Raw genomic sequence first — 23,636 nt, 5'->3', positions numbered from 1 at the left:
GCGAGGACATGTCGTTTCCTGAAGTTGGAGGTATTGGGCAGTAGCCGCACTATCGCCAGAAGTTACGGCACAGTCCCCAATGCTTTCCGGTGGCGAGTTTGCCGATGTGATTGCGGACTGTCTCGACGGGCACGCCCGGTGACATCTCGATGGTCGGGAACTGTGCAATGTGGCGTTGTCAGGAGATTTAGCGTCTACTCGTGATCCGCAACCAGACCTTCCCGCACCTGCTCGCACCCGGGACCATCGGCCCCATCACCGTGCCCAACCGCGTAGTTCTGCCCGCCATGGACATGAACCTCTGCGAAGACGGTGAAATCGAGAAGGGCGACATCGACCATTTTGTGGCGCGCGCGGCCGGTGGAACCGGATTGATCATCACCGGTGCTTGCGCTGTCGCCTACCCAGCCGGATCCGCAAGCACCAAGGAACCGGGCCTGTCCGAGGACCGGTTCATTCCCGGCCTCACGGCGCTTGCCGACGCCATCCACGCAGCAGGGAGCAAGCTGTGCGTTCAGATGACGCACCACGGCAGGATCGCACGGATCGACACGGTCCAGGACCGCCCGATGCTGGTCCCGTCGACGCCTTCTGCTCCCCGTGACAGGTCTGCTCTGGCCGACAATACTCCCGAAGAGCTGAAGAAGATGGGAGCTGTTACCGCAGGAAAGCAAGACACCTATCACGAGGCCACCCAGGACGACATCGACTGGTTGGTGCGCACTTTCGCCGAAGCTGCCGGGCGAGTGAAGGCCGCAGGCGCTGATGCCGTCGAAATTCACTGCGCCCACGGCTACGTTCTCGGCGGCTTTTTGAGCCGAGCAGATAACAAGCGCACCGACAACTACGGTGGTTCCCTGGAGAACCGGGCGCGTTTGGCTGTCGAGGTCATCCGAGCAGTGAAGGCGGAGGTCGGCGATTCGCTGGCGGTACTGCTCCGCGTCGCGGGACGCGAATTCGGTGAGGACGACGGCCTGACCACCGACGAAGCTGTTGCGGCGTCGAAGCTGTTCGAGGCTGCCGGCGCCGATGCCATCCATGTCACCGGCTGGGCCCGCAATTCCTTCTCGAACTTCACCGATGGCCCGCTGCCGGACAAGGTGGGCGCGTACATCGAACTGGCCGGCGAAGTGAAAAAGGCCGTGTCTATTCCGGTAATCACCGTGGGCCGTGTACTGCCCGAAGTCGGTGAGAAGGCAATCGACGAAGGTAAGGCCGACTTTGCGGCAATGGGTCGCCAGTTGCTTGCCGATCCGCAATTGGTGAACAAACTCAAAGCCGGGACGCCGGAGCGGGTCCGACCCTGCATCAATTGCTATGTGTGCGTTCAGGAAAACTTCTGGGACGGCACTCCGCTGTGTGCGGTGAACCCCGCTCTGGGAAATGAAATGCTGATTCCGTTCGTGCGCACCGCAGCCCCGAAGCACGTGGTTGTTGTCGGCGCGGGCCCAGGCGGACTCGAGACTGCTCGCGTGGCGGCCGAACGTGGACACCGAGTTACGGTGGTGGACAAGGCAGATCGACTCGGCGGCACGCTCTGGTTCTCGAGCCTCACGACGCCGGACAACGGTCGTCTGCTGGACTGGCTCAAGGTGGAAACCTCGCGCCTGGGCGTCGATATCCGGCTGAACACCGAGGCGACAGTCGCTTCGATCAAGGCGCTGGGCGCCGACGTAGTTGTAGTGGCCACCGGCGCTGTTCGTGACCGCCCGTCCGTTCCCGGCGGCGACCTCCCGCACGTGTACACCGGTGATACGTTGCGCGCTTTGATGACCGGGGCCGGCGACACGTCGCAGGTTCCGCCGTTCCTGCGGTCGATGGCCAAGCTGGGCAAGCTCTCCGGAATCACCAAGAGCCCCGCCGCGATTCGTGCGGTGACCCGCAAGTTCTTGCCCATGGGCAAGAACGTCGTGGTTATCGGCGGCTCGCTTGTCGGACTCGAACTTGCGGAGTTCCTGGCCGAGCGCGGTCGCAACGTGACGCTGATCGAAGAAGGCCAGCAGTTGGGCGTTCCGATGGCGATGCCGCGCCGCTGGACCGCTGTGCGCCATGCCAAGGAGGTGGGTGTGAAGATTCACCGTAATTCGACGGTGCAGCGAATCACCAAGGAGCACGTCGAGTTCCGTGCCGGTGACAAGACTTTGACAGCTCCGGCCGACATGGTTGTCGTCGCCTCGGGTGTGTCGGCTCAGGCACCACTGGCCGACGCATTGGCAGGTGTGGTGCCTGACGTACGTGTTGTCGGTGACGCTGTCGAGGTCGATTACATCGAGGGTGCCATGCACACGGCGTGGAAAGTCGCAACAACACTTTAGGCGGCGCCGGAGTGGTTGCTGGTGATGTGCATGCATGGCCACCCACTGAAGTCGCGTGATCGCATGCTGGGTTACGCAGGGGTCAGCGAGAGCAGAGAATCGGTACTCAATCCCTCTGCTGCACGGGGCGATCGGCTGCGCCGGAAAGGGATTCGGCTGTGCCGGCCTGATCGATGAACGATCAGGCCGGCAGCAGTCTGCTACAGATGGTCGAGTCTAGTTCTTCCATGCCTCGTCGAAGAGGATCATGCTGTCGATGTTCTCCTGCAGTCCGTGGACGTTCTCGTTCCACACGACCAGGTTCGGGACATTGCCCCAGACGATCCACGGCACGGTCTCATTGGCGCGTTCCTGAATCTGCGCAAGGACTGCCTTCTTGTCCTCGTCGGTGGTCGCGACACCCAACTTGTCCAGGAGGGAATCCATTTCGGCGTCGGAGTAGCCCGTGATGTTGTTCCTGCCGCCGGACTTGGTACTCGTGTAGAGACGCTCGAACGGATCAGCCTCTGGAAGGCTGGCCGCACCCGAGCTCATGTCGAAATCGCGGTCGACGTACAGGCGCTTGATGAGATCGCCTGCGCCGGTGACGTAATCGATCTGCACATCGAATCCGACTGCGTTGAGCATTGCCTGCACTCCGAGAGCCGTTGCCTGCGCGGAAGGTTCTTGAATCGCGACGTAGGTGACCTTGCCGTCGAAGCCGTCGGCCTTGGCCTGATCGAGCAGTTCTTTGGCCTTGGCCGGATCGATTCCGGTCGGTGCGACGTCGTTGTGCCAGCGGGAGGTGTCCTGGAAGATTTCCTGGCCGGGCAGGCCCTTGCCGTTGTTGACGCGGGTGTTGAGCGTTTCCGGGTCGATGGCCAGTGCCATTGCCTGGCGCACACGAAGATCCGAACCGGGGCGACCTTCGGCCATGTTGACGTTTGCGATGTAGCCGAGCGACGGGATGTCGATGAAGCCGGGGTTGCCGTTCTCGATCAGATCGAGGATCGGGGTGAGTGTGCGCATGTACGCCGCGTCGATGCCACCGCTCTTGAGAGCCTCGGCGGTGGGCTGTGCGCCGACGATGCTGATGAGCTTGAGTTGGTCGATGTTCGGTGCGCCGCCGTAGTAGTCGGGGCGAGCGTTGAGCAGTAGTTCCTCGTTGGGGGTGAACTTCTCGAGGGTGAATGCGCCGGCGCCGATCGGGGTGAACTGATCACCCTGCTGCGCCGTGGGGGCGACGATCATGCCGGGTCCGGTCGAGAGCATCGACTGAATGCCGGTCCACGGATCGACGAGGTTGAAGACAACCGTCGACGCGTCCGGAGCGTCCATGGAGGCGACCTTGGCTGCCCACAGGCTCGACTGCGGTCCCTTGTTGGCGACGTAGCGGTTGATGCTGTCGACAACTGCCTTGGAATCGAGAGTCGTTCCGTCACTGAACTTGACGCCGTCACGAAGCTTCAGCGTCCAGGTCTTGCTGCCGCTGCTGGGCTCGAGAGATTGTGCCAACTGCGGCACAAACGTCTGTTCGATGGGGTCGTAGCGCATCAGTACGTCGTAAATCGCGCCGAGTTCACTGCCACCGGCAGATCCGGCGATCTGAACTTTGGCTGGATCGAGCGATGTCACTGCTGCGTAGCCGCTGAATGTCAGCGTGCCGCCCTTGGTGGGTGTGCCGGGATCCGGCTGTTCGTTGACCATTCCGATCTTCAGCGAGGAGGCCGATTCGGCGGATTCACCGCCGCCGCTCGAACTGTTGTCGGCGCACGACGCCAGGAACATGCTTGCGGTGATTGCCAGGGTTGCCGCGGTCAATCTGCGGCTGCGGCGAATGGGACTGCGAATCATGTGAACGCCTCCAAGTTGAATATGAGTGAAATCTTCAGCGAAGATTCCTCGTTATGTGATGTGCCTGGTGTTGAATGTTGTCCCGCTCGTCGGAAGTAGCGGATATACCCGGGATCCGGATTTGCTTCTGTCTGGCCGGTATTCGTGTTCGTTCGGCCGATGTGTGCGTACACATCTGCCCGGGAAGTTCAATCCCGGGGGTTAGCCTCCGACGGTCCAGACGACGAAAGTTGCCGTCGCTAATATCATTTGGGCGTAGATCTACTGAACGTCCTTCGTACTGGGGGACTAGCCATGCGACCTGCGGACGATGCTCGGCTCGGTCGAGATCGGTAATGAACGAGTAGCAAAGTAAATGGTGTCCACCCTGGATGAACTTCCCAGGACTTTTCGGACGCTTGCCGTCTCGTTCTGGACTAGCAGAAAGGCGTAGTTGGAGAGGGTAATTCACTCTCTTCATCTGTGGTGATCAACTCAGCAATGTCCTCCGGAATATGATGGGGATGTGGAACGCGTCGTTCCATGGCGAAACAAGTTGTCCTTCCCTCTGATCGTTGCAGGTGTGGCTACGGCACTGACTGGTCGTGGAACTGCCGATGTGGTCAGACGTTCGGCTGAACTGGTGTGGTTGACGTCGTGACGAATGGGCAGGGCTCGGGGCGGTTCGTGGACCCCGGGTGAGGCCCGGTATTCAGGTGTATTGCTGTGCTCGGCGAGCAGGATGCGTCTCTGGGACGCGGACCATCACCTCAGCACGACCCGACAGCAAATACGAAATGAGTTAGGTCACTTTTCGGTGCCCGTTGATTTGACAGTAGACAAGCGTCTACTGTCAAGGGGTGGTGGAGCAGAAGTCAGTGGGAAAAGCCTGGGGCAGAGACGAAGTACGGCATGCGGTATTGCGAGCGGCCCGAACCAAGTTCGCTGCCAAGGGGATGTCGGTAACGCTTCGGGAGCTGGCTCAAGATGCCGGGGTCAATCTCGGACTCATTCACAAACATCTAGGCAACAAGGACGACATCCTGCGCGCGGTCCTTGCGCGCAATAGTCAACAATCTGCGAGCGTCGTCGAAAATGTGGAGTCACTTTCAGAGGCTATGCGTCGTCTCTTTCTTGTAGGTGTTGCAGATCCCGACTATGTACGAATAGCAACGTGGCTGACTTTGGACGGTCGAACGGATTTACTTCCTACAGACGAAGCCGACGGTGGCACCATCCTCGCTCGGAGCGGTCAGTCGTCCGACTCGGTGGATGTACGCATCATGTTCGGGCTCGCTGCTATTGCCGGCTGGTCCCTGTTCGGAAGTGAAATCCTGAACAACACACACGTTGCGGGCTCCGACCGTGTCAATATCGAATTGAGGATGGCTGATCTGCTGAGCGCGATCATGGAACTGCCGGAATTCGGGCCTGGTGACGTGCAGAATCCGTAGCGTCGTGGCTCATTTCGTCCGATCCCCGCGACATTTGTCTAGGCAGATGAGTTCAATCGTCGTCTCAGGTAATTCGTTGTGGCAGCGCGCGAATCGGAACGCCATTGTGCCTTCGCTGTGTCCCAGTGTCTCTAGCCAGGTCGCGCCAGGAAACTTGGGATCATCATGCGCCAGAACTAATTCGATCCGCCCGGTTTCGTCAGGTTCGGTATCGAAACTGGTGGCGAAGACGCGGTTGCCGAAGCGCCATTCGAGGGACTCCATCCAGTAGTTCATCGGGACGAAGCTCCAGTAGGCTCCAGTAGGCGGTGTGAACGAGATACGTAGCGCATACCCCTCCGGCACCGCCCAGTAGCCGTTCAGGTATTTGTGTCCGGCCGGGGTAAAGATGTCGCCCGAATCATGCATGGGGCTGAGGGCGTTGAACTTCTCGGTCTTAGTTGTCCCCACCCACTGCGCCCAAGTTCGGGTGTTGAACCACGCGAACTGCGCGGCGCGCTCGAGTCCGGTGGCCAAGGCATCAGCGGTGAGGGGAGGTGGATTTACGGGCCCGCCGATTCTTCGAATGGACAATGGCCGCGGCCTGTCGACGCGAGGATCACGGAGATATCGCCTAACCGAAAGGACACTGGCGTCTGTATCGAGTTTTACCCCGTTGCGTCCTTCATGCCCGGCGGCAACTGTGAGCGTGAAGCTGCCGTCCGTCGTGGTGTCGATCTCGGCTTCTGTGATCGCATCGATGAGACGTCGCGGTGTTTTGTTGGCGCCACTCAAATCGCCTGAGTAGACGGTGAGTTCGATGAGTTCCGTCTCGGCCATGCTTCCCGTGACGATGTACTGGTACTTCGACGACACGGGGCTCGAGTCGTATAGCTGAGCAGGGCTGTCTCCCGAGAACTTTCGCACTCCTGCTCGGGTTTTCTGCTGGAAGTCCGGGTAGGCGGGGTCGGTGTACTCGATGAATTGCTCGATCCCGATCGTCAGGTATCGCAGAAACAGTCGGTTGCCCTCTGCGGCGTCGATCGCATTGTCGGGCATCGGCAGTTGTGCGAATTTTTCGGGGAAGTCCCTGATCATGTCGGCGAGGTAGGTGAATGCTTCTGCAGGAACGCTAGCCTGCCCAGGCAGCGTCATGACGCAGTCCGGTATTGGGCGCGCGGCGAGGCGCAATTACCGAACATCGAAGCCGGCATTGTGCTGTTGGCCTCCAACCGGATCACTCCTTCCATGCTTCGTCGAAGAACATGATTCCGTCGATGCTCTGCTGGAGGCCGTGCACGTTCTTGTTCCACACGTCCAGCGTGGGGACATTGCCCCAAATCTGCCAGGGGACAGTGTCTGTGGCGCGTTGCTGGATCTCGGCGAGGACGGTCTTCTTGTCCTCGTCGGTGGTAGCAACTCCGAGTTCATCGAGTAGGACATCCATTTGGGGATCCGAGTAACCGGTGGCGTTGTTGCGGCCACCTGTCTTGAGATTGGTATACAGGCGTTCAAAAGGATCGGCCTCGGACAGGCTGAGCGCGCCGGTTCCCATGTCGTAGTCGTGATCCACCAAGACGCGCTTAGTGACGTCGCTTGCGCTGGTGACGTATTCGATTTGTACATCGAATCCGACTGCGTTGAGCATTGCCTGCACAGCAAGGGCTGTTGCCTGCGCGGAGGGTTCTTGAATCGCGACGTAGGTGACTTTGCCGTCGTAGCCGTCTGCCTTGGCCTGATCGAGCAGTTCTTTGGCCTTGGCCGGATCGATTCCGGTCGTTGCGACGTCGTTGTGCCAGCGGGAGGTGTCCTGGAAGATTTCCTGGCCGGGCAGGCCGTTGCCGTTGTTGACGCGGGTGTTGAGCGTTTCCGGGTCGATGGCCAGTGCCATTGCCTGGCGCACACGAAGATCCGAACCGGGGCGACCTTCGGCCATGTTGACGTTTGCGATGTAGCCGAGCGACGGGATGTCGATGAAGCCGGGGTTGCCGTTCTCGATCAGATCGAGGATCGGGGTGAGTGTGCGCATGTATGCCGCGTCGATGCCACCGGTCTTGAGGGCCTCGGCGGTGGGCTGTGCGCCGACGATGCTGATGAGCTTGAGTTGGTCGATGTTCGGTGCGCCGCCGTAGTAGTCGGGGCGAGCGTTGAGCAGTAGTTCCTCGTTGGGGGTGAACTTTTCGAGGGTGAATGCGCCGGCGCCGATCGGGGTGAACTGATCACCCTGCTGCGCCGTGGGGGCGACGATCATGCCGGGTCCGGTGGAGAGCATCGACTGAATGCCGGTCCACGGATCGATGAGGTTGAAGATGACCGTCGACGCGTCGGGGGCGTCCATGGAGGCGACCTTGGCTGCCCAGAGGCTGGACTGCGGTCCCTTGTTGGTGACGTAGCGGTTGATGCTGTCGACAACTGCCTTGGAGTCGAGTGTCGTTCCGTCGCTGAACTTGACGCCGTCACGAAGCTTCAGTGTCCAGGTCTTGCTGTCGCTGCTGGGCTCGAGGGACTGTGCCAACTGCGGAACGAATGTCTTCTCGATAGGGTCGTAGCGCATCAGCGAGTCGTAGATCGCTCCGAGTTCACTGCCACCGACGGCTCCGGCAACCTGAGACTTCGCCGGATCAAGTGTCGTCACCGAGGAGAAGCCGCTGAACGTCAAGGTTCCACCCTTGTTGGGCGCGCCGGGCTCTGTTTGTTCGTTGACCATGCCGATCTCGAGCGCGGAACCTGAATCTGCGGATTCCCCTGCACCGCCGTTTGATTCGCTGTTTGCGCACGAAGCGAGCAACATGCTTGCGGTGATCGCCAGGGTAGCCGCAGTCAATCTGCGCGGACGACGAAGGGAGCTACGAGTCATTGGGACGCCTCCAAATGGAAGGATGAGTGAAATCTTCAGCGAAGATTCCCTATTGTGTGATGTGCACCATGGTGGCGGTTGAGTTGTCCCGCTGACCGGAACCTGCGGACGGCCGGGTTCTGTTGCGAGCACGCAAATTTCGGGCTGCATTCGTGTATCGCCTGTGAGACAAGTTCCGTTGCCCGCGTTGGTGGAAGTGATCGGTCATTATGCGCAGTTCCCAAGGCGGGGAACGATAATAGCTCAACGGTCCACTTCGACCGACACATCGATGTCGGACGCGCCGCTCATAGTGATGGAAGTTCCATCGAAATCGATTTGGGTCATTTTCCTTCCCCTGCAACTGCGTTAGTCGGTGTATCGGCGCAAGAAGTTGCTGGCTCTGAAGGTCTGCTGGTGTTCACGTTGCTGCGCGGTGATGAAGGAAGTACCTGCCGGTAGACGCTCTCTGAGTTGATCCAGTTTGACAACTTCGGAGCGCCGGATGGCCAACTCGACGGGGGCGTTGACTGGCAGTGATTGCCAGCGGACTGCAACCATTCCCGAGTTGTGCCCTTCGGGGTCGAGCCAATTGTAGGCGCCGGGATCCTCACGGGAAATGACAAACGAGTACGTGCCATTCGGATTAGGCTCTGCCTGAACGGTATTCAAGCTACTTGTTCGATCGATGTACTCGTACGCCACTCCCCACGGATCGGAGAGTTGAATTCCGAGGGACGCAGCACCCAGTGGATCGACGGTGACAACCAACGCTTCTCCATCGTTCAGGTCAAACCATCCCCCCGTCGAGAGTCCGCGACCTGCGGGACGCAGACGCGCCGGGCGCACGTAATTTGTTGCCTCGCTATAGAAATACTTGTTGAAGTAGTCGAGCCAGAACGGCGCCATCTGCGTCAGCAACTCTACCGAACGTGTAGTGAGCTGTTCCAAGCTTCGCGGTTCGCGAGCCGCAGGACCTGAAGTCCGAACCAGATCGAGGCGGACAACATTTTCCGTTGACCAGTCGTCGAGGAGGTCCCGGATAATCAAGAACGAATCTTGCTTTGCAGGGATCCGGATGTGGTTGGTCCGCCCGTTGGCGGGCTGGGCGTCCAGAGTGATGACAAAAGACCCGTCCGCTTCGACCGCGATGTCGTCGCTGTGCAACCCTGCGAGTTGTATGCCGCCCTCGGCGGTGAGGGAGGTGGTCCCAGGGATGGCGTCGCGCAGCTCGAAGTGTTGCTCAGTAGGTCTCGGGTAGTTGATCTTCCCGCGGATCTCATATGTCGAGGACCCTGATACCGCTGTGTGCCGGTAAACGTTGTCCGGGTTCTCGATTCCGAAACCGGACCTGGGGGAACTCAGTCCTTGAAACTCGTGTGGAGCGGTTACGCCCCACATGAGCATCGGAATTTCCGGGTCCGAGCAGATGGCATATTGGGTCGCTGCGGTGGCCAGTGAATGGGCAGCTCTGCCGATCGTCGCTTTTCCAGCCGGTGTCGAGCCCTGCGGGTCGGCCGCGTAGAGCATTTCGACGCTTCTCATCGCTGTGCGGTAGGTGTCTGTTTCCAAAATCCTTCGGGTCAGTTCTTCGCCGTCGCGTTGTACTGGTGTAGCGAGGGCGCCTACATAGTTGACGTCAATTGATGTTTCCATTCGTTCCATCTGGAATTCACCTCTTTCCGGCTGTTGTCTGGCAGCACATTTGGCTTAAATCTGTTGCAGCTCAAGGACGTCGACCTGTTCCCGACAGGCTCGTGACCGGTGGTTTACAAGTTCGGACGATATCTCGGGGCAAGGTGTACCGTGCATCTCGGCACGGTCCGACCTCGCGCCCGCAATTGAGACATTGTGCGGTGTCCGCCTGAAAGGGTGAATCGTTGTCAGGCGAAGGTTCCTTCAAACAAGGGTTCCGACGCTCCGTCAGGGCGGTAGAAGGGCCGCCCTCCTTCGACCGTGCAGCGGCGCATCAGCCGGTACTGAGGGTAGTGATCCGAAAGCGCGCGGTGATTCGTGCAGCGCTCATCCCAAATCGCGACGTCGCCCGCTCGCCAACGCCACCGAACCGCATAATTCGGATTATTGACGAGATTGCCCAGGTAACCGAGAAGTGCATCGCTCTCAGGCCTGTGCATGCCCACAAGGTGATCGATGAAGGAGCTCAGGAACAAGGCTTGACGCCCAGTCTCTTCGTGGGTACGGACGAACGGAAGAACCGCGCCCTGAAGATTCTGCCGGATCACCTGCTCGGATTCAGCTCCGTACATGGCCACATTTGCCTGAATAAAGTGGTCGGAGGGCTTATGCAATGCGCGCAAGTCCTGGCACACTCGCTTCATTTCGTCAGACAGACTGTCGTAGACGGCGTACAGACTGGCCCAGAGGGTATCGCCTCCCACTGCGGGGATATCGAGCGCGTAGAGGATGGCCAGGTTAGGTGGCTCCGGCCAGTAGGTGAGATCCGTATGGAATCCGTCTGCAAGCGGCCGCTTTTTCGCGTTGTTTTCGACGGAATGTAAGACTGTTTCGTCGCCGTGGAGTTTCGCTACCGGGTTGGCCATCGGAGTGCCCCACCGATTTGCGAGGTCGACGTGATCCGCTTCCGACAAGTTTTGATCGCGGAGAAAGATCACGTGATGCTTCAGTAAGGTCTGGTGCAGTTCGTCGAACTCGTCTTCGTTGAGGGCGTTGAGGCTGACCCCTTCTACGAGTGCTCCAATGTTGACACTTAGTGGTGTGATGCGCATGCGCCGGGTCTCGTGTACATCGGGGGCTTGAGAATCGACGGCAAGATTAGATGAACCCATTTCTTTACCTCTCTTGGGGATCGGCCGAATTTAGGTGCTGAGTTACAGCGTCCGCGTCTGGTGATACATGCGGTTGATCAGAAATTGGATCACTTTGGCGCGCAGTCCTTTTCGTGGCGACGCGCATCGGTACACAGGTCATTGCCGGCGCTCGCTCTGTGGCAAGCCGGGCAGTGACCAAGTCTGTAGTGTCGGCGCCCTTCAGGCACGTTGTGTGGGGTTGTCCTGAAGTTGTGAAGGCCTCGACTACGTGAAAATCATAAGTCAACTACCAAATGTTAGTCAACTACCACTTTTTTATTCACTCTCAAACCGCGCCACTGGTCCGCGAAATTGGCTGATGCTGTCTGTGACGCCGCGTGTGTGGCAGGTCCTGGGCAGTCCACCGTACGCTGAGGTCACTATGGGTTTACGAGAACGCAAGAAGCTTGCAACGCGGCATCGCATTGTTGATGTCGCCTTAGAGCGGTTCGCTGAAAATGGTTACGACGTAACCACGGTCGAGGAAATCGCCAACGACGCCGAGGTGTCGGTAACCACCTTCTTTCGCTACTTTCGGTCGAAGGAGGAAGTCCTTTTCATCGACGCCGAATGGACGGTCCCTGACTTCTGTGCCGCGCTCGAGGCGCGCCCGACGCACGAGCCGGACCTCGAGGCGATCCACCAGGTGTTACGCATGTTTCGTGTGCGCGAGGTGCACGGGGATGAGCGTCAGCGCCGCCTGCGTCAGCACCGCGTGGTTGCTGACACTCCCGTGTTGCGTGGGCGTGCCCACTTGGTCGCTCAACGATGGCAGCGCGAGGTCGCAGCTGTCCTGGCGAAACGACCAGGTACCTTCCCTGACAACCGGAACGTTCGACTCACTGCCGCAATTGCTTTCACCATCGTGAGCTTTGCCGACGACGAGTGGTGCGCGCACGAGGGAGCTGTCAACTGGCTCACCATCCTCGACGAAGCCTTCGACTCCCATGCGGCACTCACTCCGAGCGGCCTCGACCCTTGATCGTGCACATACTTCGACTCGCGCGGCGGCATACACCATCATCAGCCGCTGTGGCGTGCGGCGATCATCGCACATTGCCGCTGGCGTGGCCGCCGCGTCGCAATGCGCATCGCCCGCGAAACGGGCCGTTGGCCTTTGCACACCGTCACCGATCCGTGGTTTTCACAGTTGGGCCAGTGCGCCAGCGTTATTGCGCGTTCTGCGCGTCGTTTGGCGAGATGGTTTCGCGGGCAGAGTGATTCGATCGAGCACGTGGCTATGTCGGCTACTGCAGCATAAGAATCGGCGTCCACGCCTTCGAGGGGGGGCTCCTGAATTCAGTGGTGCGTCTGAAATACTGGCAGCGAAGCGTCGGGGTGGGTGCCACCGCCGTTACGACACTGGCTACGAGGGGGCTGCGAGAGTATGTCGGGGATTGACAGGAATTTGCATTTGATGCGGCGCAAAGAAACTACGTTCTCACGGCGCAGTCGATTCGTGACTCTTGCCGTCGGCGTCACCGCGGTGATTTCCGTCGGAGTCGCACCCACCGCCGCCGCGGAGCCGGCACCGAGTGGAGATCTTCGTTGGGAGTCCTGCCCGGCCGAATACGAGCTTGATCCGGCATCCGATCAGTGTGCTTCGGTCACCGTTCCCCGCAACTACGCAGAACCTGACGCCGGCACGATCGACGTGCTCGTAACCCGTCACCGCGCCGAAGATCCGGGCTCGCGCAAAGGCGTGCTGTTCACCAATCCCGGAGGACCTGGTGGAGACGCGATCGGCTCGAACAGAATGTTCGTCGACGTCCTGCCCGACGCGATTCGCGCACAGTGGGACGTGATCGGAGTTCAACCGCGCGGACTCCCGTACGCCGGCGCGCTTTCGTGCGCAGTGGGCCCTGAGCTGGCGACGGCGGTAGGCTTCGGTTTCGGTGGGGCTGCGGCACGAAATGCATGCGAGCCCGGTGCGCCGGGCGCCACTGCGCACCTGACGACCGAGAACACGGCGAGGGACTGGGAGCAGGTCCGCGTTGCGCTCGGCGAGGATGTCATCGACATCTACGGTCTGTCCTACGGCACAATTCTCGGATCTACGTACGCGACGCTTTTCCCGCAGCACACCGGTCGCATGGTTCTCGATTCCGCGGTCGACCAAAATTGGTTGTGGAACGACGTGTTGTGGCAGCAGAACGACGGCTACAAAGCTCGCTTCTACGACCTCATGGATTGGATCGCCGCCAACAACGACACCTACGGGCTTGGTGAGACTCCGCTCAAGGTCTACCAGCGATGGTCAGACCGGATTGTCGCGGAGGCCGGTGGTAACCCGACGCTTGCGCCGCCGCCTGCGCAAATCGGTGACGTACCGCCCGGTCTCGAAGCACTCGCGAATGCCTACCGCAGTGGGGTCGATCTGACTGGGCCGGCGCGCGTTCAGTTCGAGGCATTCATTCGGGGACTCGCCGATCCGTCGCACACGCAAATGTCGTCGAGTATCTACGTGATGACGCGGCAGGTGCTTCCAGCTCGGAACAGTTGGCCGCTCATGGCCCGGGTAGTCCGCGACGGTGTCGACGCGATTCCCAGTGGTGCCGGGATGAACGACATATCGGAGCTGGAGCTGGAGCGAATTGCTCAGTCCCAGATGATGCAATCACTGATGTTGTGTAACGAGAACAGTGTCGCGGATCGGCCGGACCGTATCCCGGGTTGGCTCTTCTCGACCTTCATTACCGGAGATCTCTTCGAGCTCATCGGGTATGGCTACAGTGCCGGGACCTTCTGTGCCGGTGCGCCGCCCGTAACCGCGTTGCCCGAGCTGAGCAACCGGGGGCTGGCGACGGCGCCGCTCGTTCTGCAGGGGCTGCGCGACCCGCAGACGCCGTATCAGGGTGGGGTGCAGCTAGCCCGCGACATGGGGGCGAACCTGGTCACCGTGGAAGGCGGCGATCACGGCGCCGGCATCCAGGGCGGTAACGCGGTGATCGATCAGGCCGTCACCGAATACCTCGAGACGGGGCGTACCTCCGTCACGCATGCGCCCGAGGCCCCGATCACTGCACCCCTGTAGGTAGGTAGCCGGAAGAAGTGGCGCCTCCGACCGGCACCGAACATGTCCTCAGGTCAGGCCCTCGCTGGAAGGCGAGGGCCTGACCCGTCCAACGAGAAAATGACATGTCGACTGTTCCGGGTTCGGTGAACCTTGGGCCGCAACGCAACATCGCGGACATCGGTGTCCGGAACGGACACGGGGGCATGTCGCCCCCGGAGACTGCCGTCGACTTGTTTGTTGCGTTCAGGACTCAGCTGTTGTTGCTGTTGCTACTGGTGCTGTTCGATGGCATTCGGGTGCGGAGCCAGTCGACGAGGTCTGTTGCGCTGCGGGTTTGCATCCAAATTCGGCCTGGCCCGGTGAATTCGGTGACGATGCCCTCGCCGCCGAGGATCATCGATTTCCAGCCGCCGGCTTTGCGGATGCGGTACTGGACGGATTCGTCGAATGCGACGACATGGCCGGAGTCGAGTGTCATGGTTTCCCCCGTGGTGAGGGTAATCGGGCGGATGGCGCCGTAGCTGGAGAGCAGGATCTCGCCTGTTCCGCTGCATCGCAGCAGGACAAGTCCGGCTCCGCTGAAGAATCCCTTGCTGCCGCCCCATTTGGAGTCGACGTCGACGGTTGGGTCTGATGCAAGCCAGCAGCCGGATTGGACGAGCAGCGGTGTCTCTTCGTTGATGGTGGTTTCGACTATGTCGCCTGGTAGTGCGCCGGCGACGCCGACGACACCTCCTTGGTCGCTGCCGAAATCGTTGACGAAGAAGCTCGACCCACCCAGGGATCGGCGGAGTCCCTTCATGAAGCCGCCTCGGGTCGAGGTGGTGATCGAGATGTCGCCCCGCATCATCGCCATTGCTCCTGCTTCGACACGGACGGATCCGCCGGCGGGGACGCTGATTTCGGCCAGCGCGAATGCGGGCCCGCAACTGATTTCTGTCTTCATGGGTTCCTTTCGATGACAATCTTTTTCGTGGTCGATGATGAGCATCATGTTTGGCTGAAATCACTGTCCGGTACTGGTCCTCGAAACGAATTATTGCTTGTGGTGACGATTTGGTTCGGATCCTCGGGGGTTCGCTATCTGATCGTTGTAGTGCCTTCGGAGGGACGCCGGTCGTGCGCTCGGCGCGTGAGGCGCCGTAAATGGGGTGCCGGATGATCGGGCCCGCGGAATGCGCGAGTTCGGTGGGGAGGGGATTGGCGCACGCCAAGTCCAGGGCGATATTCAGGTCTGGAAGCAGAGGCCTCTGCGGGCGCTAGTTCCAGAATTATTCCCACATCCTTTGTCTAACAAGGACTTCGGATTAAGTGTCACCCATCGATCTGAGAACGCACTGAGCACCTGAGCTCGTGAGGGCGCTGGGTAGGTCATCATTGTGCCCTCGACCGGACGGAGCTGACCAGACTCGACCGAGGCTGTGACAGTTGCTGCGTCAAGCCTGGGATGGGGTGCTCTACCGCCGGAGGATACCCAGCATTTCCAGGCTTCGGCCACCTCTTGTGATCGACGCCAGATCGGTACCGAGTTCGGTCGTGTTCCGAAAACCCGGAACCGCGCCACATGTTGTGCGCAGTCCGTTGCGCCCCGTCCGACTAGGGCGACATCAGGGCCCGCCACTGCGTTTTTGCAGCGGCCCAGTCCGTGGATCGCGTATTCGTGCACGGTTGGATAAGAGCTGTTGTTTTCCAACATGTTTGGGTATGTGTTGCTCGCGGTGTTATAAACGAAAGACCTTTCGACGCACGGTAGATGCAAGTTTTGAAAGTGCGCACGTGTGTGTTGCGTCGCATCTGCTGTCGTCGCGGTTCGAGCAACGAGTAGGAGAATTCACACTGATGGTTGTCACTGTTGATCGTTACGCCACACGGATCTCGACCGTCCCGACCGAGTTGGACCGTGTCGACCCGATTGTGTGGAGCGAGCAGATGCGAGTGAAGCATCGCGATGTCGAGGATAACGGGTTCACGGTTCGTCGTGGTGTCCTTGACGCGAGCTCAGTGCAACGGTGCCTGAGCGAAGTCCAACGTTTAGGCACCGCACCCGAACTTGCCGGCGACGAGCGGATCGTGCGGGAAAAAACTTCCTCGGCGGTCAGGTCGATCTTCGATGTCGTGAATTTGAGTCCGGTGGTGCGCGCGGCAGTAGACGAGTCTGGGGCAGCAGCTCTCGCACGCGAGATCCTCGGTTCGGAGGTCTACGTGCATCAGAGCAGGTTGAATTACAAGCCCGGTTTCCGCGGCGGAGCGTTCTACTGGCATGCCGATTTCGAGACGTGGCACGCAGAGGACGGGATGCCGGCTCCCCGGGCGGTGAGCGCGTCAATTGCGTTGACCGATAATCATTTTTTCAATGGGCCTTTGATGGTGATGCCCGGATCGCATCGAACTTTCCTGCAGTGCGCGGGGGCGACGCCGGACCGCTACTTCGAGGAGTCCTTGGTCGAGGAAGTGCCTCGGGTCGGTGTTCCTTCCGAGCAGATGATCACCACGCTCTACGCCCGCCACGGAATAGAGGTGTTGACGGGGGATGCGGGTTCGATGACTGTGTTCGACAGCAACCTTCTACATGCATCGTCAGGAAACATCTCCCCGGTGCCGAGAGCGAACATCTTCGTGGTTTTCAACAGCGTCGAGAATTCGCTCGGGAAGCCGTTCTCGGGAACGGCGCCGCGGCCGGAGTTCCTAGCATTTCGGCCGTGACGGTTACAGCGGACGAATGTGCTTTCGCTGTCGAATTATTTGGGGAAGACAAAGGCCTCCCATGCTCGGCAGGTCTTGGAGATGATGGAATATCGGGCTCCACCCCCGCGACGTCGTGACACCCTCTGAGGTAGTCGTTTCTAACGGAGGAACCGCGTGCGGCCGTGCGATATTTCGCATTCCCGGGTTTTCCGCCCGATCGTCAACGGCATTTGATCAGGGACACCTTCGCTTCGTCTCTCACGCGTTCGGTGCTCGCCGATGCCGACGATATCGACGAGTCCGACGACGAATTGCTCGTTCGATATCCGAATTCTTCAACGGGGACCCGGACGAGGAGTCGGCGGACTCAGCGCGTGTGGATCTAGAGTGGTGGCCCGTGGCGGCCCGGAATCGGAAGGCTTACAGTCGACACAAAGTCTTTCCGGTAGTACGGCCGTTGAGCATTCCGACGAGTGCGGTGGGGGCTTGTTCGAGTCCCTCGAATACCGTCTCCTGGTACGTCATCATACCCGCGGTGAGGTACCCGCCGACTTCTGAACGAAAGTCCGCGTAAAGCCCGTCATACGCTCCTGCGCGAAAACCTCTCATTTGCAAGCTCTTTGCGGTGATTTGAAAGAGGTTGGTAGGCCCGGGGGCGGGGGAGTCCGTGTCGTAGGTCGAGACGGCTCCACACATCGCGACGCGCCCGCCGGGCCGGAGATGATTCAGGGCCGCCCCCAGGTGATCTCCGCCGACGTTGTCGAAGTAGGCGTCGATACCGTCGGGGACAGCTTCGGCCAGTTGCTTTTTCAGGTCGCCGGCCCGATAGTCGATCGCGTGCGAGGCGCCGAGTGCATTCCTGAGGTACTCGACTTTCTCCGGGCCTCCTGCAGAAGCGACAACCGTGTTGCCCCGCAATGTCGCCAATTGCACCGCAATACTCCCGACGGCGCCAGCTGCTGCCGAAACCCACAGCACGTCTTTGGGTTTGAGCTCGAGAATCTCGAAAAGACCTACGTAGGCGGTCAGCCCCGCACTGCCCAACGGACCGAGGTACCATTCCGGGGCAAACTCGCCTGGGTCGATCCTCGTCAACCCGCCGGCACCACCGAGAGTTTCACCGCCCGCGGCGACCACCGCATAGGCGCGGTAACCGAACATGTGCGAGACCAGCTCACCAGCAGCGAATTCCGGACTCCGAGATTCGACGACGGTACCGAGCGCCAGACCGACCAAAGGATCTCCCGGAGCCAGCGGCGGTAAGTATCCCGAAGGCGTTGCCGCATTGAGCCGCAGTCGAATCGACGGGTCTATCGACAGCCACGTGTTTCGGATCAAAACCTCGCCTGGTGCCAACGGGGGCACTTCGGCATCGACGATCGCGAGATTATCCGGCACCAGACGACCAGCCGGACGCGAGGCGAGGCACACAACTCGATTGTGAATGGTGATGACTGAGGCCTTTCGAACAGATGGGAACTACCGCGCACCGCACATAAAACCAGTGCGACGCGATCATGCCGAAACTAGCACGAATTCAACCCTAACTGAATTAAGTTTAGGTTATTGTTCGGTGATCGAGAGGGAACATCATGGATAGCGATCGGACAGTGAGCATCTTTGCGCCACTACGTATCAGGCGACTACGCATGATGCTGGGATTTCAGCTGTGTGCAAGTGTCGGAGTATGGATTCTGGTACTCGCGGTGCAGTGGACGTTCACCGAAACCGGCGAGTCTGCGACGACGGTATCGATGGTGCAGTTCGCCGCCAGCTTGCCGTTCTTCCTGTTGGCGTTGCCGATCGGCGCGATGGCCGAGTTCGTCAGCCATCGACTACTCCTCGTCGGTACCGCAGTGGTGTTGACTGCGTCGACGATCTTGCTCGCGGTACTGCAGCAGTTGGGCTTGGCGAAAACTCCAATTTTGATGCTCGCGGTCTTCGTCGCCGGCGCAGGTCTGGCGTCCGTCGCTATCGTCTGGCAGGCGTTGCTGCCCAACATAGTCAGCCGCGAGATGATGGCGGTGGTTCCTGCGATCGACGGCGCCGTCTTCAATGGCGCTCGCGCGGTCGGGCCGGTTATCGGCGGTGCCGTTCTCGCCGGCTGGGGATCGACTTCGGCTTTCGCCTTGACTGCCGCTCTGTTCGCCGTCTGCGTCTTCGTCGCGGCGCGGACGGTACCCGCATCGACCGGGCGGGTCGAATCGCACAATTCGATTGGCCAGGCGGTGGCAGGAAGCGTGCGCTTCATTCGCCATTCCCGCTGGACCAGGCGATTGCTGCTGCGACTGACCATGTTCGGGATCCCGGCGAGTTGTCTGTGGGGGCTTCTGCCGCTGGTCGCGCATGATCGGTTGCAGGTGAGTACGTTCGGGTTCGGAATCCTCTCCGGCGCAATCGGAATCGGCGCCGTGCTCGGTACGATCCTGCTGATGCCGCTGCGCGCGCGGATGAGTTGGAATCACTTCGTGGCACTAGGCTCGGGTGCATATGCGCTCGTTCTGGTCGGTTTGGTCGTGATCCCGTGGGTCAGCGCGATGTTTGCCGTTCTTGTAGTGGTTGGCGCCGCGTGGGTTGGGGTTCAGAGCACCTGGATGATCGCCGCTCATGCCGTGGTTCCCCGATGGATCAAGGCGCGTGTTATCGCCTTCGTCATGTTGATGTTTCAGGGGAGCCAGGCGATCGGCGCCCTGTTGTGGGGCGTCCTTGCCGACTCGCTCGGCCTCGTTCCCGCCGTGCTACTGGCCGCGCTGTTGATGTTCGTCTCGGTGTTCGAGACACTTCGCCGCGGGATCATGCCGAGTGAGGCGATTGCCCCCGAACTGACCGGGGCACCGATCCCTTGGCCCCTAATGCCGAATACTCCGGTCTGCGCGTGATCGTCGAGACCACCTATCACGTGCTCCCGGGCCGTACGGAAGAATTTCTCGACAACGTGCACGAACTCAAACTCTCCCGGCGGCGTCTTGGTGCACTGCGCTGGAGCGTGTCGCGATCGGCAAACGAGCCCGACATCTATGTTGAACACTGCACGTTCCGTGATTGGTCTGAGTACCTCGCTCAGGAGACCGAGCGACTGACCGTTCCCGAGAACCGGGTGCGGACGAAATTGGCCGAATATCTTGTCTTAGCGCCGCAAACCCGAGTACTTGTCGAGCCGAAGCTATTTTGACAAAGCACGATGCCCGGTTTTGCACGTCTTCGGAAGACGTGCAAAACCGGGCATTTCTACGGAACTGACCCCGATCAGACGGTGAATCTACCACCGTTGCTCAGTAGTACGGCCCCGACGACGTTGGCGGCACCCGGCGACGCCAGGTACAGGATGTTATCTGCCAATTCCTCGGCGGTTGCGTAACCGCGGAATCCGTCCTGTGTCATCGCAGCGCGAAGGTTGGCCGGAGTGCGACTGGCCATTCCCGTGTCGACCGGTCCCGGAGCGATCGTGTTAACCCGGATGCCAAAGGGCGCAACCTCTTTAGCTACAGCCTGGCTTACCGCATGAACTCCGGCCTTCGAAGCTGAGTAGTGTGGGTAGCCGACAAGCGTGTCGAACGCCGAGGACGAGCCGACCGTCACGATGGCGCCGCTGCGGGCTGGTTTCATCGCCCGGACTGCTTCGCGGAGTATGAAGAACGTACCGTCGAGGTTGATCGACATGACGCGTCGCCAATCTTCGTCCTCGAGGTGAGTGAGAACGTCAACCGGTTCATTACGCTCAGCTGCCTCGTAGATGCGCTGTTTACTCTTCGGGTCGTCGACGCCGGCGGCATGGACGACGACGTCAACCCGCCCCTGCTCGGCGATCACTCTCGTGAAAGCCTGGGTCACCTGCGCCGAATTGCCGACATCCAAACCGATGGCCTGGCCACCGACCACAGACGCTGCCACCTCGGTTACCGCAGCTTCGTTGACGTCGCACAGATACACCGCCACGGCGCCCCGGTCAGCGAGCAGACGCGCTGTGGCAGCGCCGATTCCGGAACCTGCGCCGGTTACCACTGCGACCTGGCCCTCGAACTGCCGATCAGACATCGAATACACCTTTCAGTCCCGTCGATCCGCTTGGCGGCCGCGGGTATTACGAGTAGAACACGTGCACATGGAACGGTTGTCAAGCAGTTCAGTTGAACAGGGCTTCGAGCTCGTCGCGGTAACGCGCGGCGCCGTCACCCGTGGTCACCTCAGTGTTCTGATCGGGAACCTCTTGAGCATTCGCGATCGAACCTTCGATGTCGGGCAACACCGAGCTGTAACCGACCGACGTGGCCTCCTGGCCGGGCCGGGTGACCATGAAGTCGGCCAATACCTGCGCGGCATTCGGATGCGGCGACGAGCCGAGAGTCAGACCGTACCAACGCGCTCCCCAGATATGTTCTCCGGCAGACCATTCAACCGGTGCCCCGGACTCCTTGGATGCCAACATCGGATCGGCCATCAAGCCGGCGGCGATCTCACCGGAAGCGAGTGCCTGAGCGAGCGGCTGATTGCTCGGATAGATGCGCGGGTTCTGGTCGGCTAGCTTCTCCAGATACTCCCTGCCGCCGTAGTACTTCTCGATGTGGGAGTAGAAGTCCAGGTATGTCGGTGACGTTGACGGACTGACGATTCCGACCTTGCCCTTAAGCTCAGGAGCGAGAAGATCTGCCGGGGAAGAGACACCGCCGGGCAGCAGGTCGGTGTTCCAGCCGAATCCCAGGATCACTGCCCCTTCGAGGAAGTACTTGTCCGAGACGATGCTTGTATCCCGGCGATAGTCCGGGTTGTCGAAACTCGGCCCGATCGGCTTGGTCGCCTTGTCTGTATCCTTGACAGTATTCATCCACGACACGTCGGTGATCACCGCGAGGTCTCCGATTCCCTTGCCGGACTTGCTTTCGGCATCGATCTTGGAAAGCAGATCCGAATCGACTCCGCGGACGACCTCGAGATCGATTGCGGGGTAGGCCTTTTCGAAGGCAGTTTCCAGGGCCGCGAGTCGGGGCGCCGCCTGGGTCGAGTAAATCGTGACCTTTCCCTCGTTGTTGGCCGCAGCAACGACGTCGTCCCACGAACCTGAAACCGGCTCTGACGGGGCAGCGGGAGCGTTGCTACACGCCGTCAACGCGAGCGCCACCGCGGCGAGTGCCACGGTTGTTCTGAAAACCTGAGGGATCATGCGAGCTGCTCCGTTTCTGGTACTTGCCGACACAAAATCAAACCTAATTCAGTTCATATTAGAGTGACTCAGCCCACAACGCAAGCGTCATGTCGGCAGTGACACCGATTGACTCACTCCTCGCTACGCTTCTACTGTAATCAAATTGAGGTCAGTTCAATTAGAACGGAAGGCGCTCACCGGCGCCGGACAATTGGAGTCAAGTTGAGTAGCAATGAATACGATCTGCTGGTAATCGGTGCGGGAATGGCCGGATTGACCGCTGGGGCAAAAGCTTCCGCAGCAGGCAGGCGAGTGTGCTTGATCGAGATCAGCGCCGACGTCGGAGGTTCGGCGCGATTCGCTGGATACGCCTGGAGTGCACCGAATCACGACGTCATGGCCGAACAGAACCCGAGGGGCGACGAAGCTCTCAAGCGCCACCTCGTCGACAGCTTTGATGTCGGTGTCGAGTGGATCCGCTCGATTGGCATTGACGTCGACCCGGCGCAGCCCATTCTGAGCTTCGGCCGCGGGCACAGATTCGACACCAACCACTACGTCGACACCTGCAAGCGAATCGTCCTCGACGCCGGCGGATCGGTCGTGTTCGATACCGCGACCGAAGCGCTCCTGTTCGAGGACGGTGCCGTCCGCGGCGCCGTGGTACGTACGGGTACCGAGCCCGCGCGCGAGATTCGGGCCGGCCAGATCCTCCTGGCAACCGGCGGATTCCAAGGCAACAAGGAATTGCTCGCTCAGCACGTCCACCCGGACGCAGGCCGGATGGCCTTGCGCTCGAACCCACACAGTTGCGGCGAAGGTTACCGCCTCGCGATCGAGGTCGGCGCGTCGACCGGCGTCGAGAATGCCGGCTTCTACGGGCATTTGATTCCGAGCGGTGTGGAACTTGCCGATCCCGCAGACTTCGTCGACATGTCGCTGTACTACAGCGAGCATGCTCTTCTCTTCAGTCTTGACAACGAACGATTCGTCGACGAAACGCTCGGCGATCACCTCACCACGATGGCTCTTCTCGAACAGCCGCAGGGCCGAGGCCTGCTGATTGCCGACGCGCGCGTGCACCGTGACTGGATGGTCGCGTCGTATGTCGAAGGTGCTGTGGCCGTTGACAAATTCGAACTTGCCAGCAAGCGTGGCGGCAGGGTCGGCCTGGCTGAGGACCTCGAGGAACTCGAGTATTTGCCGGAGGAATGGGGATACGACGGAGCGGCGATCGCTGCGGCGATCACGAAGTTCAACGAGGCGGCCTCCCAGGGTGCAGAACTGGTTCCGGGCCGTAAACTCGATCGCGCTCCCTTACTCGAGGGGCCCTACTACGTGATCGAAACGGTTCCCGCGGTCACCTTCCCGTTTCATGGGATTCGGATCGACACGCAAGCCCGAGTTCTGGACGCTGCCGGACTGCCCATCCCTGGACTGTTTGCGGCTGGCTCCGACACCGGCGGATTGTGGAACCGGGCGTACGCCGGTGGCCTCGCCTCAGCCCTGGTATTCGGTCTGTCTGCCGCCACCGCCGTCGTCTGAACCGTTCAGCTTGACGGTGTCGGGCA

At 60.3% G+C, this 23,636-nt stretch carries 17 protein-coding genes; 8 read left to right on the top strand and 9 right to left on the bottom strand.

Annotated elements, in window-relative coordinates:
* The first annotated feature begins 200 nt into the window (after positions 1-200).
* On the top strand, positions 201-2,315 hold the full coding sequence (locus FEZ60_RS16005) for an FAD-dependent oxidoreductase (RefSeq protein ID WP_172936482.1): 2,115 nt from the start codon (positions 201-203) through the stop codon (positions 2,313-2,315).
* A 216-nt stretch (positions 2,316-2,531) separates the two neighbouring features.
* On the opposite strand, the gene FEZ60_RS16000 is transcribed toward FEZ60_RS16005, so the two are convergent.
* Positions 2,532-4,148, bottom strand: a complete 1,617-nt coding sequence (locus FEZ60_RS16000) for an ABC transporter substrate-binding protein (RefSeq protein ID WP_172936481.1) — start codon at positions 4,146-4,148, stop codon at positions 2,532-2,534.
* A gap of 839 nt (positions 4,149-4,987) precedes the next feature.
* On the opposite strand from FEZ60_RS16000, the gene FEZ60_RS15995 reads away from it, so the two are divergent.
* Positions 4,988-5,581, top strand: coding sequence for a helix-turn-helix domain-containing protein (locus FEZ60_RS15995; protein WP_346343365.1), 594 nt, complete (start codon positions 4,988-4,990; stop codon positions 5,579-5,581).
* Between the two features lie 9 nt (positions 5,582-5,590).
* Here FEZ60_RS15995 and FEZ60_RS15990 read toward each other — a convergent pair whose 3' ends face one another.
* The 4 genes from FEZ60_RS15990 to FEZ60_RS15975 form a co-directional block, all read right to left on the bottom strand.
* Positions 5,591-6,715: a DUF1214 domain-containing protein gene (locus FEZ60_RS15990; RefSeq protein WP_172936480.1), complete on the bottom strand. Its 1,125-nt coding sequence runs from the start codon at positions 6,713-6,715 to the stop codon at positions 5,591-5,593.
* 82 nt (positions 6,716-6,797) lie between these two features.
* On the bottom strand, positions 6,798-8,417 hold the full coding sequence (locus tag FEZ60_RS15985; RefSeq protein WP_172936479.1) for an ABC transporter substrate-binding protein: 1,620 nt from the start codon (positions 8,415-8,417) through the stop codon (positions 6,798-6,800).
* A 348-nt stretch (positions 8,418-8,765) separates the two neighbouring features.
* Positions 8,766-9,941, bottom strand: coding sequence for a DUF1214 domain-containing protein (locus FEZ60_RS15980; protein ID WP_165826241.1), 1,176 nt, complete (start codon positions 9,939-9,941; stop codon positions 8,766-8,768).
* Positions 9,942-10,279: 338 nt separating this feature from the next.
* Positions 10,280-11,203: a TauD/TfdA family dioxygenase gene (locus FEZ60_RS15975; protein ID WP_172936477.1), complete on the bottom strand. Its 924-nt coding sequence runs from the start codon at positions 11,201-11,203 to the stop codon at positions 10,280-10,282.
* Positions 11,204-11,543: 340 nt separating this feature from the next.
* Between FEZ60_RS15975 and FEZ60_RS15970 the strand changes: the two genes are divergently transcribed.
* Together FEZ60_RS15970 and FEZ60_RS15965 are read left to right on the top strand one after the other, a co-directional pair.
* Positions 11,544-12,206 (top strand): TetR family transcriptional regulator, encoded by a 663-nt coding sequence (locus tag FEZ60_RS15970; protein ID WP_207185753.1) that lies wholly within the window; start codon positions 11,544-11,546, stop codon positions 12,204-12,206.
* A gap of 405 nt (positions 12,207-12,611) precedes the next feature.
* Positions 12,612-14,258, top strand: a complete 1,647-nt coding sequence (locus tag FEZ60_RS15965) for an alpha/beta fold hydrolase (protein WP_172936476.1) — start codon at positions 12,612-12,614, stop codon at positions 14,256-14,258.
* 232 nt (positions 14,259-14,490) lie between these two features.
* On the opposite strand, the gene FEZ60_RS15960 is transcribed toward FEZ60_RS15965, so the two are convergent.
* Positions 14,491-15,186 carry a TIGR00266 family protein gene (locus tag FEZ60_RS15960; RefSeq protein ID WP_033235854.1) on the bottom strand — a complete coding sequence of 232 codons (696 nt, stop codon included), beginning with the start codon at positions 15,184-15,186 and terminating at the stop codon, positions 14,491-14,493.
* An 893-nt stretch (positions 15,187-16,079) separates the two neighbouring features.
* Here FEZ60_RS15960 and FEZ60_RS15955 point away from each other — a divergent pair.
* Entirely contained in the window at positions 16,080-16,943 is an 864-nt protein-coding gene (locus tag FEZ60_RS15955; RefSeq protein ID WP_172936475.1) for a phytanoyl-CoA dioxygenase family protein, read from the top strand.
* 402 nt (positions 16,944-17,345) lie between these two features.
* Here the strand turns inward: FEZ60_RS15955 and FEZ60_RS15950 are convergent, their stop codons facing one another.
* Entirely contained in the window at positions 17,346-18,371 is a 1,026-nt protein-coding gene (locus FEZ60_RS15950; protein ID WP_045064324.1) for an NADP-dependent oxidoreductase, read from the bottom strand.
* A 146-nt stretch (positions 18,372-18,517) separates the two neighbouring features.
* On the opposite strand from FEZ60_RS15950, the gene FEZ60_RS15945 reads away from it, so the two are divergent.
* Together FEZ60_RS15945 and FEZ60_RS32935 are read left to right on the top strand one after the other, a co-directional pair.
* Positions 18,518-19,804, top strand: coding sequence for an MFS transporter (locus FEZ60_RS15945; RefSeq protein ID WP_172936474.1), 1,287 nt, complete (start codon positions 18,518-18,520; stop codon positions 19,802-19,804).
* The gene (locus FEZ60_RS32935) at positions 19,801-20,097 is read left to right on the top strand and encodes an MFS transporter (RefSeq protein WP_172936473.1); all 297 of its coding nucleotides are present in this window, start codon (positions 19,801-19,803) and stop codon (positions 20,095-20,097) included. Before FEZ60_RS15945 ends, FEZ60_RS32935 begins: the two co-directional genes overlap by 4 nt.
* Before the next feature lie 74 nt (positions 20,098-20,171).
* On the opposite strand, the gene FEZ60_RS15935 is transcribed toward FEZ60_RS32935, so the two are convergent.
* The gene (locus FEZ60_RS15935) at positions 20,172-20,960 is read right to left on the bottom strand and encodes an SDR family NAD(P)-dependent oxidoreductase (protein WP_045064320.1); all 789 of its coding nucleotides are present in this window, start codon (positions 20,958-20,960) and stop codon (positions 20,172-20,174) included.
* 88 nt (positions 20,961-21,048) lie between these two features.
* A complete protein-coding gene (locus FEZ60_RS15930; RefSeq protein ID WP_045064318.1) occupies positions 21,049-22,083 on the bottom strand; it encodes an extracellular solute-binding protein in 1,035 nt (344 codons plus the stop codon).
* Positions 22,084-22,287: 204 nt separating this feature from the next.
* Between FEZ60_RS15930 and FEZ60_RS15925 the strand changes: the two genes are divergently transcribed.
* Complete coding sequence (locus FEZ60_RS15925; protein ID WP_172936472.1) at positions 22,288-23,610, top strand: FAD-binding protein; 1,323 nt, start codon at positions 22,288-22,290, stop codon at positions 23,608-23,610.
* Positions 23,611-23,636: the final 26 nt, after the last annotated feature.

Source organism: Rhodococcus sp. MS16 (genome assembly GCF_013277795.1).
Lineage (GTDB): Bacteria > Actinomycetota > Actinomycetes > Mycobacteriales > Mycobacteriaceae > Rhodococcus_F > Rhodococcus_F globerula.
The sequence above is the reverse complement of the archived record's forward strand: the minus strand, read 5'-3'. Positions and strand labels throughout refer to the sequence as shown.

Coding starts and splice junctions, on each gene's coding strand:
- FEZ60_RS16000 (WP_172936481.1), bottom strand. CDS start 4,148: ATGATTCGCAGTCCCATTCGCCGCAGCCGCAGATTGACCGCGGCAACC.
- FEZ60_RS15990 (WP_172936480.1), bottom strand. CDS start 6,715: ATGACGCTGCCTGGGCAGGCTAGCGTTCCTGCAGAAGCATTCACCTAC.
- FEZ60_RS15985 (WP_172936479.1), bottom strand. CDS start 8,417: ATGACTCGTAGCTCCCTTCGTCGTCCGCGCAGATTGACTGCGGCTACC.
- FEZ60_RS15980 (WP_165826241.1), bottom strand. CDS start 9,941: ATGAGAAGCGTCGAAATGCTCTACGCGGCCGACCCGCAGGGCTCGACA.
- FEZ60_RS15975 (WP_172936477.1), bottom strand. CDS start 11,203: ATGGGTTCATCTAATCTTGCCGTCGATTCTCAAGCCCCCGATGTACAC.
- FEZ60_RS15970 (WP_207185753.1), top strand. CDS start 11,544: ATGCTGTCTGTGACGCCGCGTGTGTGGCAGGTCCTGGGCAGTCCACCG.
- FEZ60_RS15965 (WP_172936476.1), top strand. CDS start 12,612: ATGTCGGGGATTGACAGGAATTTGCATTTGATGCGGCGCAAAGAAACT.
- FEZ60_RS15960 (WP_033235854.1), bottom strand. CDS start 15,186: ATGAAGACAGAAATCAGTTGCGGGCCCGCATTCGCGCTGGCCGAAATC.
- FEZ60_RS15955 (WP_172936475.1), top strand. CDS start 16,080: ATGGTTGTCACTGTTGATCGTTACGCCACACGGATCTCGACCGTCCCG.
- FEZ60_RS15945 (WP_172936474.1), top strand. CDS start 18,518: ATGGATAGCGATCGGACAGTGAGCATCTTTGCGCCACTACGTATCAGG.
- FEZ60_RS15935 (WP_045064320.1), bottom strand. CDS start 20,960: ATGTCTGATCGGCAGTTCGAGGGCCAGGTCGCAGTGGTAACCGGCGCA.
- FEZ60_RS15930 (WP_045064318.1), bottom strand. CDS start 22,083: ATGATCCCTCAGGTTTTCAGAACAACCGTGGCACTCGCCGCGGTGGCG.